The organism is Microcoleus sp. OTE_8_concoct_300 (assembly GCF_031383065.1).
Classification (GTDB): domain Bacteria; phylum Cyanobacteriota; class Cyanobacteriia; order Cyanobacteriales; family Microcoleaceae; genus Microcoleus.
Genome location: NZ_JANMZH010000231.1, coordinates 1 through 13,926, shown reverse-complemented (window position 1 = coordinate 13,926; position 13,926 = coordinate 1). Strand labels below are relative to the sequence as shown.

Sequence of the window (13,926 nt, the reverse complement as noted above, 5' to 3'; positions counted from 1 at the left end):
CGATCCTCTGGAACCCGTGTACCGCTCCAAATTCTGATTTTTCTACCAATAAATGGGGGTGCTGCCCTTGTCAACCGGAGCATTCTCCAATTTAGCATTTCTACCCGTTTCGTTGCTCTTAGCCCCACACAGTTTGCTCAAATCAACTATCGTGGTATCCGAGCGCTGATAAAAACACAAAGGTCGATCGTTGGATTGAGAATCGGGTGGAGCAAAAGTAGCAGGCATGGAAAAGCGCTCAGAAGACTGCCTCGGCATTGGGGATACTGGAATTTTCATCTCGGTGGTTGGCTCTGACGGTTGTGCATGGGCGGAGTCGGCCGTTACCATTCCTGACAGTAGCAGAAATGCCACCGAAAGCAGGATGAGATTGGAGCGTTTCATATTAATTTTCGACAATCTTGCTTCTGAGACTCTCAACAAATGCCAGGACATCGGCTTTGGCTGATGGATTGACGCTATTTTGAGTGAGAGCTTGGGACACATCATTAGCAAAAGCGTTAAATTCATTGTCCGAGAGACCTCCATCCATTCCACTATGGGAAAGCTTCATAGTCCGCCCTGTATAAACACAAGGCCCCCCTGCCGCTTGGCAGAATTGATCCACTAACAACTGACGCAGCTTCTGTTTTGAGTTTGTGCCCAAGCCAATAAAGTATTTACCAATTACTGGGTCAACTAATATGATACCGAGTGAAGTATCAATGACTTTTGCGATCCCGTTGTAGCCTCCTAACTTAGTGTAGAGAGTATTTCCTGAAGAACCTTGTGCAATCAGATCTGTAGTTACTTTTTCTGGTGATTCTTGTGCTGACATCGCCGGCGTTGAACGAGCGAAACTAGGGCTTAATCTGAAAGTAGTCACAGCTATGACTGTGATACAAATTAATGTCAACAACATTGCCAAAGATTTACTGAGTTTCATTGAAAATCTCCAATTGTGATGGTAATAGAGTTAATTGAATCTTCGGCACTAAGTCATTTACAGATACATAGGCTTAAGAAGCCGGAAGGCGAAGTATAAGCCCAACTAAACTTAGTTTTTCGCTCTGTGCGATGGGAAAGAGGCGATCGTAAAGAGGCGATGGGAAAGAGCGATCACTCGTCACAGCACTTAATAACTTTAGCATCAAACTATCTTAGGGTAGATTTTGTAATATTTCTTAGATAAGTCAGCATTTTGTGAGATATTGCCTTCACATTGTGTTGCGTCTTGTCAAAACGCGGTTAAACAAGTTGCATCGCAGCTAAAAGCTCAGGTGAAAAGTGCTAAGATTTAATCGAAGTTCTTAATCTCCGCTTAGTTTTGTGACCAGAGCCATTACGGCCATTGGAGTCAGCCCCATAAGGAACTTGTGCAGAAAAAGGCGGTAGCAACCCGACTAACGCTGAAGGAAATTATCTATCTCGGGATGCTGGCGATTGACAAGCTAGAGGAAAAGCGCTGGCAAGAATTGCCCGATCGGGTGCATCTGATGCAGGTGAATGGGGAGATTTGAGGGAAAAAGGGATCTCGCACTTTTGGTGAAATGAGGTTAGGGGCGATCGCATATTCAAAAATTTTGCCGCCTATATTTTTCCTATAAATAAGCATCTCGCAGTTGTTGCAAAGCTGTTTCATAGAACAGGGATTTGACGGCAGCTACCAAGAGGCCCCATGCAAGCTGTTTATCCGCAGTAGTAGCGTATTTGAATTGATGTATATAAAACTGTGTCCAAAAATCAGGTGCTTTTTTGCCTTTCCAGCGTTTGTACCATCTGCCAAAAAAGTCTTGAAGTTTCGGCAATTCTACTTCTAAAATTGGCGGAAAATCGGCATAACTGACAAAGCGACTGATGCCTTTGGCGTGGACGTAGGCCATGTAGCGACAGCATTCGATCCGGTAAATCTGGTCTGTTGAGATATTGAACAGCAGTGCAACAGTTTCTTCTGTGACAAATCTTGCCAGCGGATGAAGGACTGGGGACTTGTGGATAATTTTAGAGCAAACGAGGGTGCTTGATTTTAGCCCAAATGCTGCTATCATGGTTACTCAGACAGCTAGTAACTGTCTATTTAAGTTTTAAAGGCTATCGCCCTTTAGTTTTCCAGGCCGGGGGGCGATCGCTCTTTACATATAAAATTGTACGACGCAATTGCATCAACTGTCAAGCATGGGTTTAGTTAGGCTAAAAATTCGGGAACTAGCGGCGGAGAAGGGCTGGACGCTTAAGGAAGTATCCGATCGTTCCGGGGTAATTTATAGCACTGTCCGAAGCTATGCTCGTCGTCCTGAAATGGCAATGGTTGACTTTACTTGCCTGCGGAAGTTAGCTCGGACTTTTGATGTGATGATTGAGGATTTGGTTGAGGTTTTGGAGGAATAGGTCGATCGACCTTAAGTTGTCTACACCCGGGGCGATCGCTTTTTTGTATTTTTTACACTATAGCATGATTAACTGTACTTAGTCAAACATTATTGTACTTAATCGAACTGAGGATGGTAAGATCAAGGAAAGTTGTTATTAATAGTTGATTATTCTTCGTGGCTAAAACTAATACTGCGATCGCGGTCAGTTCCGCGATCAAGGAAGTCATTCAAAAACAAGCGCTAGCGACCAGACTAACCCAGAAGGAAGTCGTGTACTTGGGAATGCTGGCAATTGATGCACTCGACAAGGAAAGCCGCCAAGAGTTGGCAGATAAGGTGCATCAGATGCAGGTAAATGGCGAGATTTGAAGCTGAAGAAAACCAGGTCAAACCCTGATTGAATCAGTCCTATCAAATCCGCCCTTCATCGGAATTATTCATCTCTCTGTTCTCTTCCTCTGCGTTCTCTGCGTTCTCTGCGGTTTAATCATTCCAATGCAACCGGAATTGATATTACACATGGGCGTCCAGAAACCGGGTTTTTACGAAAAGAGGCGTTGCAACCAGCAGATTAGGAAAAAAACCCGGTTTCGAGGAGTCGGAGTGCGTCCAGAACCGTATCTAGAATCTCAAAGGGTAGAATTCTCTGGAACTACCAACATCCGCGATTCTATTTCTTCCCAGGTTTTTGCTGATATTCTCACTGCTGCTTCTTTGCATTCAATACTCAAATTATTGGCATATAAATAATCTCTCAGCGCCTGTGCTTCTTCCTGAGATAATTTGACTATTTCTCTATTGAGATGGAGTGCGTTACACCAGGTATCTAAAAGGCAATCTAAAAATGCTAAGTCTATTTGGTCGGATTGGTTAGCTTCAGCAAATCGATCTTTGAGTGCTGTCAGTTGAGCAATCAGTTCAGTCCAATTCACATCCTTGAAGATTTTGATTTTTTGAAATTCTTCGGCACGGGCGATGAGGCTGAGGTAGGCGTTGGTCTTGAGATTGAGGGAGGTGTTGGCGTTGGCGTAGGCGTTGGCGTTGGCGATGGCGTAGGCGTTGGCGATGTCGTAGGCGTTGGCGTTGGCGTAGGCGATGGCGATGGCGATGTCGTAGGCGTAGGCGTTGGCGTTGGCGTTGGCGTTGGCGTAGACGATCGCCGCAGCACGTTTACCCACAGGCTTAAAATCACCTTCGGAGTCCTTAGTCGCTGCATCTGCCCATTGCAATAGCTCTTGCAACTTCGGCGTGTTAATGTACTTTTGAGCCTCTTTTTCCATTAACAGCAGCAAGTCATCAGCCCCATTTTTTGAACGCACCAACCCCGCTACCAACAAAAACACCTCTCGCCAGCGTGGATCGGAAAGATGGCTGGTAACTAACTGCTCAATTAAATTATTATTATCAGCAATATATTGCGCCGTGAGATATTCCTGAAGCGTCAAATGCGAAAACGAGAACACATCCTCAGCTCGTTCTACCAAAATCCCCTGTTGAACAGCAATCGCATTCAGAACCGCCTCACCGTCTAAATGCTTCGGTACATTCAAATTAGTTGCTAAAAAAGTTTTGATTTCCTCAACCACTTCTCGCTGCGAAAAAAACAGCTTATCAGTCTCAAAACCAGTATAAGCAATCTCCGATAACAAACTCCCCTCTAACTCCGTGCTGAGTCCTTGATAAATTTCCTCTTTCTGAATCCGCTTTTCCGCCGCCCATTCTTCCAACAAAATCCGCAAAGCCTTTTTGTAAAGAACACTGCGATTATTCGGAAAGTTTTGCGAACGATCGTAAGTCAGGCAGAGGAAAGTTAGCAATAATGGCGTGTGGGCTAACTCTTTAGCTGCTGCATATTCTGGCTTTTGCAATAACTCCCAACATTTTTGAGCCGTTCCCGCTTGTTTATCAACCTCAGACTGAAACCAGTTACCAATAAATTGCTCAATTTGAGTATCGTCAAAGTCGGCAATTTTTACATCCGTAAAGCGTTGAAAGTTGTTTCTATAAGCGGCTGTGCGACAAGAGACAATGAAGCTATTTTTATCATAGCGGTCAACAAAATTTTGAATTTTACTAATGACTTCATTTGTGTTGACTGTCGGCACTTCATCCAATCCATCCAGCAAGATTAACAGCTTTCCCTGCTCTAATGCCTTAGCGATAAATTGCTCAGAAGAGGGAAAGCCACAAATGCTAAACTCTTCAACAATTAATTTTTCTATGTCTATCTGGCTAGATGTAAAGCTTTTAAGTTCGAGAAAAACGGGAATACAATTTTGCTGATATCCGCCTTTTTTGCCCTTCAGTGCTTCGAGTCCCATTTTTCGCAAAAATGTAGATTTACCCGCTCCCGGCTGCCCTAAAACCATCAAATATTGCTTCTGATTAGCAATTTTTAGCCCTGATTGCTTCTGGCATTTTTGCTGCTGAAAAGTTCGCTGTTTCGCTTCGCGGTAAGCTTCCTCTAACTTTTGGATAGATTCAAAACTGCGGATTGCTTGCTCATCCAAAAACTGCAAAGCAGTATAAACCGATTCTAATGGCACAGCCTCCCGCATTCCCAATGCTTTCAGAATGCCGTGACGCTTGAAGTAGCGTTTGCCGTATTCCCCCGATGCCGTGTAAATTCCCCGTTTAGTTTCATCATCTAGCTTTTTGCCGATCAAACCGAAAAGCTTGATACCGCTTCCATAGATTGACTGGAAAATGGGGAGGGCGATACCGCTAACACAACTTATAGCAATGGGAGCAAAGGCTTCAAATCCTGTCATGGCAGTATTAATGAGGTTTTTATGATGGAACTTAGCCGCGTCGAGGTCAAAAACCGGGTTTCTTCTATATATCTCTAGTTTGACGCATCAAGCGCAGCTTGTCCTTGCTCAATGTTCCCATACACTAAATCCAGCACAGCAGAGGAGACTGGCTCAGCCTCAGCAATCCGCCGCAACGCAGAGTGTATTAGGACTTACGCATGGGCCCAGAAACCGGGTTTTTTACGAAAAGACTCATTGCAGTCCGCAGATTTGGTAAAAAACCCGGTTTCTTTAGTCTGAGTGAACAAGCCCTGCCATACAAACTTGCTCCTGTCCTTTCCATCAACCAAAATACCAAAAAATCCCCCGCCCGAAGGCAGGGGATTTCATTTAATTACCTAGAAACCAGAGTTCAGAGTTACCCGAATTTCCCGGCCGTCGAGGCAATTACAAAGGCCGCGTAAGTGAGGACGTATCCCACAGTAAAGTGAGCCAGACCAACAACACGACCTTGGACGATGGACAAAGCAACAGGCTTGTCTTTCCAGCGAACCAAGTTAGCCAAAGGAGTGCGCTCGTGAGCCCAAACCAAAGTCTCGATCAACTCTTGCCAGTAACCTCTCCAAGAGATCAGGAACATGAAACCAGTTGCCCAAACAAGGTGTCCGAATAAGAACATCCAAGCCCAGACAGACAAGTTGTTAGTACCATACGGGTTGTAACCGTTGATCAACTGAGAAGAATACAGCCAGAGGTAATCGCGGAACCAGCCCATCAGGTAGGTAGAAGACTCATTGAACTGAGCCACATTACCTTGCCAGATGCCCAGATGCTTCCAGTGCCAGTAGAAAGTTACCCAGCCCAGGGTGTTGAGCATCCAGAACATAGCCAGGAAGAAAGAGTCCCAAGCAGAGATGTCGCAAGTACCGCCACGGCCCGGGCCGTCGCAAGGGAAAGCATAACCGAAGTCTTTCTTGTCCGGCATCAGCTTAGTACCGCGTGCATCCAGAGCGCCCTTGACCAAGATCAAGGTGGTGGTGTGCAAGCCTAGTGCGATCGCGTGGTGAACCAAGAAATCGCCAGGTCCGATCGCCAAGAACAGAGAATTAGTACCGCTGTTAATCGCGTCCAACCAGCCTGGGAGCCATACGTTGCCGTAGTTCGGCCAAGCGGTAGAAGCAATGCTGTCAGGGTTAGACAACAGCACGTCCATGCCGTAGAGAGCTTTTCCGTGAGCAGCTTGGATGAACTGTGCGAACACTGGTTCAATCAAGATTTGCTTTTCAGGAGTACCAAAAGCAACTACAACGTCATTGTGAACGTACAGTCCCAGAGTGTGGAAGCCCAAGAACAGCGACACCCAGCTCAAGTGAGAGATAATCGCTTCTTTGTGCTGCAACACCCGATCGAGCACATTGCCTTTATTTGCTTCAGGATCGTAGTCCCGCACCAAGAAGATAGCTCCGTGGGCGAAAGCGCCGACCATGATGAATCCAGCAATGTACTGGTGGTGCGTATACAGCGCAGCCTGAGTCGTGAAGTCCTTAGCTATGAAAGCGTAGGGAGGCATCGCGTACATATGCTGTGCTACCAGGGAGGTAATTACGCCCAAAGCAGCGAGGTGAAATGCCAGTTGGAAGTGCAGCGAGTTGTTGTAGGTTTCATACAAGCCTTGGTGAGGCAAGTTGAACTGCCCTTCACTCTTGCCGCCGATCAAACCAGCCTTAGAATCCAACATCTCTTTGATGCTGTGACCGATACCGAAGTTAGTCCGGTACATATGACCGGCAACGATAAACAGAACTGCGATCGCCAAGTGGTGGTGAGCGATGTCTGTCAGCCACAGGGATTCTGTTTGAGGGTGGAAGCCACCCAAGAAAGTCAGAATTGCGGTTCCCGCGCCTTCGGAAGTACCGAAGACATGGTTCGCTGCATCTGGATTCTCGGCGTATACGCCCCAGTTACCACTGAAGAACGGACCCAAACCAGCCGGGTGAGGCGGGGTTGACAGGAAGTTTTCCCAACCTACGTGCTGTCCGCGAGATTCGGGGATAGCAACGTGAACCATGTGACCAGTCCAAGCCAAAGAGCTGACACCGAACAAACCAGCCAAGTGGTGGTTGAGGCGAGATTCAGCATTTTTGAACCAAGACAAGCTGGGGCGGTACTTGGGTTGGAGGTGCAACCAACCTGCGAACAGGAAGACAGCGGCCAGCAGTAACAAGAAGATAGCTCCTTGATACAGGTCGGCATTTGTCCGAATCCCTTGAGTGAACCACCAATGGTAGACACCGGAGTAAGAGATATCCACTGGGTTAGAAGCGCCCCCTTGAGTGAAAGCTTCTACTGCTGGAGCGCCGAATTGCGGGTCCCAAATCGCGTGAGCGATCGGGCGGACGTTTAGGGGGTCTTTAATCCACTGTTCAAAGTTACCTTGCCATGCTACGTGGAACAGGCTGCCCGATGTCCACAAGAAAATGATTGCTACGTGGCCGAAGTGAGAAGCAAAAATCTTTTGGTAAAGATTTTCTTCGGTCATGCCGTCGTGGCTTTCAAAGTCGTGCGCTGTGGCAATCCCGTACCAGATCCGCCGTGTGGTCGGGTCTTGGGCAAGGTCTTGGCTAAATTTTGGAAATTTCGTTGCCATAAGCCTTGATTAATCCTGAATCCTGAACAAAATTGAAGGGATTCGGTTCGGAGTTTGGATTCAGAGTTTGAGATTCCTCCCAAATCCCGAATCCAAAACCTAGGGGTAGTTTACCCTACCGAAATGATTCGCGCTAGGAAAAATGCCCACGTAGTGACAATTCCTCCTAGGAGGTAGTGAGCTACACCCACAGCCCGACCCTGAATAATGCTCAGGGCGCGAGGCTGAATCGAGGGAGCTACCTTAAGCTTGTTGTGAGCCCAAACAATGGATTCAATCAGTTCTTGCCAGTAGCCGCGGCCGCTGAACAGGAACATCAAGCTGAAGGCGAACACAAAGTGTCCCGCTAGGAACATCAGACCGTAGGCCGACAGTGCCGTACCGTAGGACTGAATTACCTGAGAAGCTTGCGCCCACAAGAAGTCCCGCAGCCAGCCGTTAATCGTGATCGCACTTTGTGCGAAGTTGCCGCCGGTAATGTGAGAAATTGTGCCGTCTGGCGCTACTGTTCCCCACACGTCCGACTGCATTTTCCAGCTAAAGTGGAAAATCACGATCGAGATGCTGTTGTACATCCAGAACAGGCCGAGGAACACGTGATCCCAACCTGAAACTTGGCAGGTGCCGCCACGGCCGGGGCCGTCGCAAGGGAACCGGAAACCCAAGTTGCCTTTGTCAGGAATCAAGCGAGAACTGCGTGCAAACAACACGCCCTTCAAGAGAATCAGGACTGTAACGTGAATGGTGAAAGCGTGGATGTGGTGGATCATGAAATCCGCCGTACCCAACTCAATCGGCATCATCGCTACTTTGCCGGCGACTACTACTGCACCGCCGCCAAAAGCGTGGCTGACGACTTCCATAGCATTAGGCGCTGTTGTGCCCGGAGCCAAGGTGTGGATGTTTTGGATCCACTGCGCAAATATCGGACGCAACTGAATCCCGGTATCCGAGAACAAATCTTGAGGACGACCGAAAGCCCGCATCGTGTCGTTGTGAACGTACAAACCGAAGCTGTGGAAGCCCAAGAATATACAAACCCAGTTCAGGTGGGAAATGATCGCATCTCTATGACGGATCACGCGATCGAGCAGGTTATTGACGTTGCCGCTCGGTTCGTAGTCCCGAACCATGAAGATTGCTCCGTGAGCGGCTGCTCCAACAATCAGGAATCCGCCGATCCACATGTGGTGGGTGAACAGGGATAGCTGAGTTGGGTAGTCGGTCGCGATGTACGGATACGGAGGCATCGCGTACATATGGTGAGCCACGATGATGGTCACAGAGCCCAGCATTGCCAAGTTAATGGCCAGTTGGGCGTGCCAAGAAGTAGTCAGAATTTCGTAGAGACCTTTGTGACCTTCACCAGTGAAGGGGCCTTTGTGGTTCTCTAGGATTTCTTTCATGCTGTGGCCGATGCCCCAGTTCGTGCGGTACATATGACCAGCAACGATGAACAGCACTGCCAAAGCTAAGTGATGGTGTGCTGTATCAGTCAGCCACAGACCGCCCGTCGTCGGGTTCAGACCGCCTTTGAAGGTCAGGAAGTCTGTGTAAGCGCCCCAGTTAAGGGTGAAGAAGGGGGTTAGACCTTGAGCAAAGCTTGGGTAGATGTCTGCCATCAAGCCCGCGTTGAAAAGCCACTCATGTGGCAGTGGGATATCGGCAACTGTTTTAATCAGTTTGCCACCTACTGTCAACGGTGAACCTGCATCGATCGCGTCCATGCAAGCATTTATCGGCAGCGCCACGTGAATTTGCTGTCCTGCGAAGCCCAAGCAGCCGCAGCCTAACAAAACTGCCAAGTGGTGGTTCATCATCGATTCCACGTTCTGGAACCATTCCAGTTTCGGAGCGCGGACGTGATAGTGGAACCAACCGGCAAACAGCATCAAAGCTGCCATTACCAAGGCGCCGATCGCAGTGCAATATAGCTGGTATGAGTTAGTGATGCCGTTGGCGCGCCACAGTTGGAATAGACCAGAGGTGATCTGAATCCCGTGAAACCCGCCGCCTACATCTGCATTTAAAATTTCTTGACCAAAAATCGGCCAGACCACTTGAGCGCTGGGCTTGATGGCTGTAGGATTTGTCAGCCAAGCTTCGTAATTTGAAAATTTAGCGCCGTGGAAATATGCGCCACTCAACCATACGAAGATTACTGCCAAGTGGCCGAAGTGAGCGCTAAAGATTTTGCGCGAAACGTCTTCTAAGTCACTTGTATGACTGTCAAAGTCGTGAGCGTTAGCGTGGAGGTTCCAAATCCAAGTGGTGGTTTTTGGCCCTTTAGCTAGAGTGCGATCGAAATGACCTGGTTTTGACCACTTCTCGAAAGAAGTTGGAACCGGATTCTTATCGACTACTACCCTAACTTTTGCCTCTCGCTCTGGAGGACTAATGGTCATGAAGACTCTCCTCTCGGTAAGACAAGGAACGAGAACTGAATACTGTACCTGACACTCCCCGCGCTTTATTAGGCGGGGGATTCTCGGGAAACCCGACACTGCTTGCACTTCACTCTTTGCAGAGTTAGACGCAGGTGCATCGTCTACCCAAGCATTTTACTTCTTTGAAGAAGCCAGTTCCCCAGTGTCGCTAACAATGTCCCTGGGTACTGCCAACTCTTCTCGCTATCTGGAGCCGCCGATCGCGTTCCTGATTTAGGCTTGATACGGCTGCTCCTTTTGAGGGAGTTTTATGAATTATAAGCTTGCTAGAGAAGTATTAATCGCTTGTTAACAATACTTAAAAAAGCCTCTCTTCTTGATGTAATAACCCTTTTAATTTCCACATACCCTTGAAAAAGTCAAGGGGTATTGCCATTAACTTTACAAAACTCAAAGATAAGGTAATCGAGGAATACTCATTTGTAGAGAGATGTTGCGGAAAACGGCTGCGGGATTTATGAGTCCCAGAAGAGTAGTTGCGCGCTGGGCCTCAATCAGGGCTTCTACGGGTCTGGCGAAAGCCCGATCGGCAATTCCCCAATACTCAATTCAGTTTTGGGCTATAGTTCCCTATGAGAAGGCTTCTAGGAGTATGGTTGCGTGATAGGGATCAATTGGCACAGAACGGTTGCGGGCAGGCTGCTGGCATTGTTCACAGCAGCAGTATTAATTTTGGGTTTAGCAAGTTGTGGCGCGGGCCATCCCGAATTGCCCAAATCAGGGAACAAGAGCGGCTCTGAGCCCGCCCTGGTAAATAGAATTTCAGAGGTTTCTCCCCCAGAAGCCATTCAAAAACTGCGTAAGGCTCTAGAAATCTACCAGCCTCAAATTAGTATTTTGTATCCATTACCTGACGAAGTGCTTCAGGATATAGATGTGTCTGTTCAGTTCCAAGTTAAAGGCTTGCCCATTTTCAAAGATGCAAACTTGGGTTTAGGTCCCCATCTGCAAGTTTTATTAGACAACCAACCTTATGCAGCAGTTTACGACATCAACCAACCTTTAACACTCTCCGACTTAGAACCAGGAACCCATACCCTGCAGGTGTTCGCCGCTCGCCCTTGGGAAGAAAGCTTTAAAAACGAAGGTGCCGCCGCCCAAACCACCTTTCACATTTTTACCAAAACAGACGACAACAATCCCGATCGAACATTGCCCCTATTAACGTACAACAGCCCCCAAGGCAGCTACGGGGAACAACCCATCCTGCTCGACTTTTACTTGACAAATGCCCCCCCGCACCAAGTAGCCCAACAAAATTCCCAAGATGAAATACTCGATTGGAAAATTCGAGCCACAGTCAACGGCGAAAGCTTTGCGATCGACCAGTGGCAACCTATATATCTTAAAGGATTCAAACCAGGGAAAAACTGGGTAAAACTAGAATTAATCGACGAACAGGGAAATATCGTCAAAAACGCCTTTAATAATACAGTCAGACTGATAAATTACCAACCGCTCGGCCAAGATACTCTTTCAAAATTAGTGCGGGGCGAACTAACAGCAGCAGAAGCTCGCGGTATAGTCGATCGCACCTACCAAGCCCCCGCTCCCACACCAACGCCAACCCCCGAACCAAAACCCACACCTGCATTAGAAAAAACACCTGTTACCGAGGCCACACCTGGAGTTCCAGAAACCCCAGTTACCCAACCCAGCTTAGAGCCAACAGTTAGTCCCGAAGTTGCTCCCGTTCAAGTAATAGAACCGACACCCACAGCAACCCCCCAACTCGAAACCCCAAAAATTGTGGCTCCCATTCAAGTAATAGAACCGACGGCGACAGCAACTCCACAGGTAGAAACCCCAAAAATTGTGGCTCCCGTTCAAGTAATAGAACCGACGGCGACAGCAACTCCACAGTTAGAAACCACGAAAATTGTGGCTCCAGTTAAAATAATAGAACCGACACCAACAGCATCCCCCCAAACAAAGAAACAGGAATATAAAGGATACTACAATCGGTTCCGCAACTTTTTGCATCTAGATCCCGAACCTGCTACTCCTTCAGAGCCGCCAACCCTGCCAGAAATAACAGGAAAAGCTCCAGTACCAAAAGTAGTCGCTCCTGCGATACCAGAAAAGCCTCCCAATCTTGTACCGCCAACGCCACCAATTGCCACTGAAACTCCTAGCCAGCAAACCACCGAATTAGCAGCTCCCGAACCAACAGTTTCCCAACCCGAAAATCAGCCAAAATCCGAACAAAAAGTCGAATTTGCCACCTAACAAAAACATTCTGCATTCATCTGCGTTCATCCGCGTAAACCCGCCTACATCTGCGGTCAAAAATCAAAAATCAGGACACCCAAAAATGACCTACCTCGAAACAGCTCCCGAACCAACAGTTTCCCAACCCGAAAATCAGCCAAAATCCGAACAAAAAGTCGAATTTGCCACCTAACAAAAACATTCTGCATCCATCTGCGTTCATCCGCGTCTATCCGCCTACATCTGCGGTCAGAAATCAAAAATTAGGACACTAAAAAATGACCTACCTCGAAACAGCAGCCAAATTCTACAGCGATGTTGCCCAAACCCCCCAACTCGGACTTTGCTGCGTCCAAAGCAGTCCCTTGCAATTGCCAGGATTAAAAATTCCCCAACAAATGCAAGAAATGAATTACGGCTGCGGCACAACCGTTCACGCCACCGAACTTGTCGGCAATCCAGTCGTCCTTTATGTAGGCGTCGGCGGCGGCTTAGAAGCACTACAATTTGCATATTTTTCTAGACACCAAGGAGCGATTATTGCCGTCGATCCGGTTCCAGAAATGCGAGACGCCGCTGCACGAAACTTGCAAATGGCAGCCCACGAAAATGATTGGTTTGATGCGAGTTTTGTGGAAATTTGTGAAGGCAATGCTTTTGCGTTGCCGGTGCCGGATGCTTCTGTAGATGTTGTCGCACAAAATTGCTTATTTAATATCTTTGAACCTGCGGATTTAGCTAAAGCATTAAAAGAGGCTTATCGGGTGTTAAAACCGGGTGGTCGGTTGTTGATGAGCGATCCGATCGCAACTCAACCCATTCCGCAGCATTTGAAGCAAGACGAGCGCTTGCGCGCGCTGTGTTTGTCCGGCGCTCTGACATACCCAGAATACGTTCAACACCTTGTAGACGTAGGTTTTGGGCAAGTGGAAGTGCGAGCGAGAAGGCCTTACCGATTGCTGGATAAACACAATTATCAATTGGATGCGGATTTGCTGTTAGACAGCCTGGATTCCGTGTCTTTCAAAGTGGATGTCCCCGATGATGGAGCTTGCATTTTCACTGGCAAGACGGCGATTTATCGGGGTATGGAAGAGCTATTTGATGACGGAGCTGGTCACGTTTTGCAGCGGGGCGTGCCGGCAGCGGTGTGCGATAAAACTGCTGGGAAGTTGGGGGGATTAATGCCCGATAAGGTGTTAATTACTGATTCGACTTGGCATTATAACGGCGGCGGTTGCTGTTAGGATAAAAAACGGCAGTTTAAACTGCGCCTAGACAAACGAAGTCCTCCTGCGCGGCCTCTTGAGAACCCGCGCAGGCGCGTTTTGTGTGTGTAGCCGCGATTTCCAATCACCCGGTATATTTGCCAGTCGGGTATAGAACCCATTTGACATCTTTTACGGTCTTGTGGTAACGTGACCGTAAAAGCATTATCCAGTAGCAGCCATGCCTTATTATAGCAGTCTAACGGATTCAGAATGGGAAACAATTGAACCAATACTACATGAGATATT

General features: G+C 47.7%; 11 protein-coding genes. 5 read left to right on the top strand and 6 right to left on the bottom strand.

The features are described from left to right. Positions 1 to 42: 42 nt before the first annotated feature. Positions 43 to 384 (bottom strand): hypothetical protein, encoded by a 342-nt coding sequence (locus ACUVJL_RS11185; RefSeq protein ID WP_445245909.1) that lies wholly within the window; start codon positions 382 to 384, stop codon positions 43 to 45. 1 nt (position 385) lies between these two features. Next, positions 386 to 925, bottom strand: a complete 540-nt coding sequence (locus ACUVJL_RS11180) for a group I truncated hemoglobin (RefSeq protein WP_445245908.1) — start codon at positions 923 to 925, stop codon at positions 386 to 388. Positions 926 to 1,355: 430 nt separating this feature from the next. Here ACUVJL_RS11180 and ACUVJL_RS11175 point away from each other — a divergent pair, with 430 nt between their 5' ends. Further along, complete coding sequence (locus ACUVJL_RS11175) at positions 1,356 to 1,499, top strand: hypothetical protein (RefSeq protein WP_445245907.1); 144 nt, start codon at positions 1,356 to 1,358, stop codon at positions 1,497 to 1,499. A gap of 81 nt (positions 1,500 to 1,580) precedes the next feature. On the opposite strand, the gene ACUVJL_RS11170 is transcribed toward ACUVJL_RS11175, so the two are convergent. After that, positions 1,581 to 2,027, bottom strand: a complete 447-nt coding sequence (locus ACUVJL_RS11170; protein ID WP_445245906.1) for a hypothetical protein — start codon at positions 2,025 to 2,027, stop codon at positions 1,581 to 1,583. Between the two features lie 127 nt (positions 2,028 to 2,154). On the opposite strand from ACUVJL_RS11170, the gene ACUVJL_RS11165 reads away from it, so the two are divergent. Together ACUVJL_RS11165 and ACUVJL_RS11160 are read left to right on the top strand one after the other, a co-directional pair. Continuing rightward, positions 2,155 to 2,367, top strand: a complete 213-nt coding sequence (locus ACUVJL_RS11165; RefSeq protein WP_006631307.1) for a helix-turn-helix domain-containing protein — start codon at positions 2,155 to 2,157, stop codon at positions 2,365 to 2,367. A 158-nt stretch (positions 2,368 to 2,525) separates the two neighbouring features. Then, a complete protein-coding gene (locus ACUVJL_RS11160) occupies positions 2,526 to 2,720 on the top strand; it encodes a hypothetical protein (RefSeq protein WP_194010318.1) in 195 nt (64 codons plus the stop codon). Positions 2,721 to 2,980: 260 nt separating this feature from the next. On the opposite strand, the gene ACUVJL_RS11155 is transcribed toward ACUVJL_RS11160, so the two are convergent. The 3 genes from ACUVJL_RS11155 to psaA all read right to left on the bottom strand — a co-directional run bounded on the left by ACUVJL_RS11155 (position 2,981) and on the right by psaA (position 10,156). After that, complete coding sequence (locus ACUVJL_RS11155; protein ID WP_445245905.1) at positions 2,981 to 5,122, bottom strand: NACHT domain-containing protein; 2,142 nt, start codon at positions 5,120 to 5,122, stop codon at positions 2,981 to 2,983. Between the two features lie 400 nt (positions 5,123 to 5,522). Continuing rightward, entirely contained in the window at positions 5,523 to 7,751 is a 2,229-nt protein-coding gene (gene psaB / locus ACUVJL_RS11150) for a photosystem I core protein PsaB (protein ID WP_445245904.1), read from the bottom strand. 110 nt (positions 7,752 to 7,861) lie between these two features. Next, positions 7,862 to 10,156 (bottom strand): photosystem I core protein PsaA, encoded by a 2,295-nt coding sequence (psaA, locus tag ACUVJL_RS11145; protein ID WP_445245903.1) that lies wholly within the window; start codon positions 10,154 to 10,156, stop codon positions 7,862 to 7,864. Between the two features lie 642 nt (positions 10,157 to 10,798). Between psaA and ACUVJL_RS11140 the strand changes: the two genes are divergently transcribed. Next, on the top strand, positions 10,799 to 12,427 hold the full coding sequence (locus ACUVJL_RS11140) for a hypothetical protein (RefSeq protein ID WP_445245902.1): 1,629 nt from the start codon (positions 10,799 to 10,801) through the stop codon (positions 12,425 to 12,427). Between the two features lie 260 nt (positions 12,428 to 12,687). Continuing rightward, complete coding sequence (gene arsM, locus ACUVJL_RS11135; protein ID WP_445245901.1) at positions 12,688 to 13,656, top strand: arsenosugar biosynthesis arsenite methyltransferase ArsM; 969 nt, start codon at positions 12,688 to 12,690, stop codon at positions 13,654 to 13,656. Positions 13,657 to 13,926 lie beyond the last annotated feature (270 nt).